This window comes from Paramuribaculum intestinale (assembly GCF_003024925.1).
GTDB classification, from domain to species: Bacteria; Bacteroidota; Bacteroidia; order Bacteroidales; family Muribaculaceae; genus Paramuribaculum; species Paramuribaculum intestinale.
Genome location: NZ_PUED01000200.1, coordinates 1 through 3,954, shown reverse-complemented (window position 1 = coordinate 3,954; position 3,954 = coordinate 1). Strand labels below are relative to the sequence as shown.

Sequence of the window (3,954 nt, the reverse complement as noted above, 5' to 3'; positions counted from 1 at the left end):
TCATAGCCCCATGAGGGTCCCCATCCCCATGACCATGACGGACCCCATGCCCACGAAGGACCATACCAGGGGGAGTGCCATCCGGGACCGTACCACGGTGAATACCAGCCGTTCCAGTAGCCGCCCCAGGGATAGCCCCCGTAGCAGTAGCCCGGGGTGTTGAGGTAGATGTTCACCTCGGCCGGCTCGGCATAGTAGAGCTGTTCGAGATCATCGTCGCCCGAGGCTGTCACTATGGCGGGGTTGTAATAGCGCTCGATGCGGCGGGTGTTGGCAAACTGCTCGTACTCCTTGGCGCTCATCGTGATGGTGTCCGACGGTGTCTTGCTCTTGCCGAACACTCCGCGGCGGTTGTATTCGTCGACAGAGCGGTCCGACGTGCCTTCGGCTTCGTAGGTGTCGGCGGCTGGATATTCCTCCACAGGATACAGTATCACTGCGTTGGCCTGCCGCTGCTGTTGCTGCTTTTTGAGCTTCTTGGCGGCTTCTATGTTTTTGTCCTTGTCCTTCGAGGGGTTGAAGTATATGTCGTCGTCGAAATTCACTTGGGCCGACGCACAGGCCAGCGGAGCCGCTGCGATAAGCGCCGCCAGAAGACTTTTTGTGATGTTTGCCATAAGTTCGGTCGTTTTTTGTGTTGATAGATTGATTTGTCTGTTATGACTGCAAAGATAGCACTTGGTTTAACAGTCAGCGCTGCGTATATGTCGCTTTTATCGCTATCTAACCACAAAAGTAGTGATTTCTGCCAATTCCACGCCTTTTACAGGCCTGTGTTAGCCGTTTTTAACATATAGCCGGCATCCTCGCGGCATTGCCTGACGGGGATACCGGCTTGTCAGTTGTCGATTCGGCACGGATACAGTTGGCTGATCAGTTGCGCGTCGGTTTCATGTCGTAGCTCACCATCGCTATCGAGAAACCCCAGTAGATGAAGGCCAGCGAGGTCAGGAAACTGGTCATCATCATGTCCTGTACCCATCCGGCTTCGATGAAGAAGAAGCCTATGATCATCAGCAGTATGCCGTTGATCAGGTAGAGCCACCAGTAGCGGCGGTCGCGCTGGCTGACGGAGCTGATGATGGCGCTGATGCCCCAGTAGAGGAAGATGATGGCTATGAAGTAGGGGAACACGGCTTCGGAGAGCACCACGCTCCTGACGAGCATGAAGCCGATGAACATGTCGATGATGCCTCCTGCGAGCCACCAGCCCCAGCCGCGGCCGTGGTTGGGGCCTGCGGCCACACAAAGCTGCACGATGCCGGCCAGCACCAGAAGCCATCCGAAGAGCTGAGAGGCTATGGCAAAGCCGCTTACAGGCCATATCCAGTAGGCGAATCCGCAGATCACCATCAGGATGCCTACAGTGAGCACTACCCACCAGTAACGGGTGCGCCCCCAGAAAGATAGATTGAAGTTTTTCATAATTCTGACGGATTAAAGTTTGTTTTGATATTATAACACGATATGCTGGCAAAAGTTGTGCGTGGGCGACGACACCTGCCCGGAGAGAGTATGGATTTTCAGCTTTGAGTCTTACTTATTAACTTTGTGGTCGGAAACACAACGACAACGACCCCCGCAGTAAACCCCCACGGGTAGCTGATGGGTCTGATATTTGAGAGTTACTTACAGATCATGATATACCCCGATAGATTCGAACACAAGATAGGATTTACGGCCGTACGCCAGCGTGTGGCCGAGCTGTGTGCCTGCGATGCCTCGCGTGCCATGGTCGAGGCTATGGCATTCTCGGCTTCGGCCGATGAGGTGCGTGCCCGTCTGCAGCCTGCCCACGAGATGCTGCGCCTGCTCCGCGCCGGCGAGATGCCGCCGCTCGACGGGCTCGGAAATCCGGACGAGGTGCTCAAGGCCATACGCCTGCCGGGCACGTTTGCGCCGGCGGCCGAGATGCTGTCGCTCCGCAGGGCGCTTGCCGTAGTGGCCGATACGGCCGATTTCTTCGCCGCCAGGCGCGACGAGGAGGGGCGATCGCCCCTCCCTGCGCTCGATGCCATCGCATGCCGGATAGGCACCGTCAGAAACGAGGCTGCGGCGATCGACCGTGTGATGGACCGCTACGGGGAGATTCTCGACAATGCTTCGCCGGAGCTGGCGGCCATACGACGGCAGTTGTCGGCAATGTCGGGGTCGGTCAACTCGGCCATGCGAAGGGTCATGGCCAGGGCGGTGGCCGACGGGGTGTTGGAGGCCGATGCGGCTCCGGCCATGCGCGACGGACGTCTGGTCATACCTGTCGCGCCGATGAACAAGCGACGTATCTCAGGCATAGTCCACGATGAGAGTGCCTCGGGCAAGACGGTGTTCATAGAGCCGGCCGAGGTGGTGGAGGCCAACAACCGCATACGGGAGCTGCAGATGGAGGAGCGCCGCGAGATCACACGCATACTCATCCGTCTGGCCGACGGGCTGAGGCCGTCGATACCCTTGATCGAGGAGTCGGTCGAGGTGGTGGCAAGGCTCGATTTCGTGAGAGCCAAGGCGCGCTACGCGGTAGAGACCGACGCCTGTATGCCGTCGCTCTCCGACGGGCCGGAACTGGAATGGTATCATGCGTGTCATCCCGAACTGCTGCTGTCGCTGCGGCGTCAGGGGCGCGAGATTGTGCCGCTCGACATTGTGCTGACTCCCGGAGCGCGTCTGCTGGTGATATCGGGACCCAACGCGGGCGGCAAGTCGGTGTGTCTGAAGACGGTCGGAGTGTTGCAGTACATGCTGCAGTGCGGACTGCTTCCGCCGGTTCACGACAATTCGCATTTCGGCATTTTCTCCGACATCTTCGTGGATATCGGCGACGACCAGTCGATAGAGGACGATCTGTCGACCTACAGTTCGCATCTGCGCAACATGAAGACCATCGTCGGCAACGGACGACCCGGATCGCTGGTGCTCATCGACGAGTTCGGAGGGGGCACAGAGCCGCAGATCGGAGGAGCGATCGCACAGGCGATACTCCACCGCTTCGTCGATCTCGGACTTTGGGGCGTGGTGACCACCCATTATCAGAATCTCAAGCACTTCGCCGAGGATACCGACGGGCTTGTCAACGGCTCGATGCTCTACGACCGTCATCTGATGCAGCCGCTGTTCAGGCTCTCTATCGGCAATCCCGGCAGCTCGTTCGCTGTGGAGATCGCGCGCAAGACCGGACTGCCGCAGGAGATCATCCGCGAAGCCGAGGAGATAGTGGGCAGCGACTATGTGAATCTCGACAAATATCTGCTCGATATTGCGCGCGACAGAAAATACTGGGAAAACAAGCGCATGGCCATCCGCCAGAAGGAGAAGAAGCTTGAGGAAACCCTGAGGCGTTACGAGGAGGAGGCCGAAACGCTCCGCTCGCAGCGGCGCGAGATCATTGGCGAGGCGCGTCAGGAGGCCAGAAAGATACTCGAAGGAAGCAATGCGGCCATAGAGCGCACCATACGCACGATCCGCGAGGCGCAGGCCGACAGGGAACGGACGCAGGAGGCTCGCCGCAAGCTTGAGCAGGAGCGACGTCAGATGGAGTCGGCCAAGGGCGTCGGATCGGGCGGCAACGAGCTGCTGCGGCGAGCGCCAAAGGCTAAGAAGCCGAAGCCTGAGGCTCCGCCGGCCGGCGCTGCCTCGCGGCCGATAGCCGTGGGCGACGCCGTGAAGCTCGATGGAGAGGGCACGCCCGGACGTGTGCTCGAAGTGTCGGGAAAGCGTGCCACGGTGGTGTTCGGTATGCTTAAGACCACGGTCGACACGGCGCGTCTGCGCCACACGGCGGCCGATCCCGACCGCGCCCCGTCACGCCCGGCGTCGTTCGTCAGCACCGCCACGGCCGACGATCTCCGCGACCGTCAGCTCAGCTTCAAGCGCGACATCGATGTCAGGGGAATGCGTGTCGACGAGGCGCTCCAGGCCATAACCTACTTTATCGACGATGCAGCTGTAGATTATACAAAT

General features: G+C 59.5%; 2 protein-coding genes and 1 pseudogene. 1 reads left to right on the top strand and 2 read right to left on the bottom strand.

Annotated elements, in window-relative coordinates; all coding sequences use genetic code 11:
- Both C5O24_RS11440 and C5O24_RS11435 read right to left on the bottom strand, forming a co-directional pair.
- A pseudogene (locus tag C5O24_RS11440) lies at positions 1 to 617 on the bottom strand (hypothetical protein); the annotation flags it as partial.
- A gap of 256 nt (positions 618 to 873) precedes the next feature.
- Entirely contained in the window at positions 874 to 1,425 is a 552-nt protein-coding gene (locus tag C5O24_RS11435) for an HdeD family acid-resistance protein (protein ID WP_107035609.1), read from the bottom strand.
- A gap of 213 nt (positions 1,426 to 1,638) precedes the next feature.
- Between C5O24_RS11435 and C5O24_RS11430 the strand changes: the two genes are divergently transcribed.
- A partial coding sequence (locus C5O24_RS11430) for an endonuclease MutS2 (protein WP_107681846.1) occupies positions 1,639 to 3,954 on the top strand: 2,316 nt, incomplete at its 3' end.